Here is a 337-nt window from a genome sequence, read left to right as displayed (position 1 = left end):
CCATAGGTGTTCTTACTTCTTTTGAAGTAATTCTTAACAGACTTTTCTTGGCTACAAGGCAATAGGTTCTTATCACAAAAAGTGAATTCTAAGTTTTTCTTTCCAAGGTAATTCAGCAGGTCGTTCCAAGTCTTATTCTGAATATGCTGCTGAAACGCTTCAAAGTTCTGGCTTAGTTCATAGACGGTTTTAAAGTTATTGTCATCTGCCAGAAAATCTACATACTCTTGTCTCATTTTCGAATTCCTTGTCTGACCTGTAATTCTAGCAACGGTACTAATGTACTGTTCAATGGTTTGTTCTATATGTGGATAATCTACTACTTCTTCCTTACACA

Annotated in this window: 1 protein-coding gene; it reads right to left on the bottom strand. The window is 35.6% G+C overall.

The annotated features are described in order from the left end of the window. A partial coding sequence (locus AAEZ06_RS26955; RefSeq protein WP_350617122.1) for a hypothetical protein occupies positions 1-236 on the bottom strand: 236 nt, incomplete at its 3' end. Positions 237-337 lie beyond the last annotated feature (101 nt).

The organism is Pseudomonas sp. HY7a-MNA-CIBAN-0227, assembly GCF_040310325.1.
Taxonomy (GTDB): domain Bacteria; phylum Pseudomonadota; class Gammaproteobacteria; order Pseudomonadales; family Pseudomonadaceae; genus Aquipseudomonas.
The sequence above is the reverse complement of the archived record's forward strand: the minus strand, read 5'-3'. Positions and strand labels throughout refer to the sequence as shown.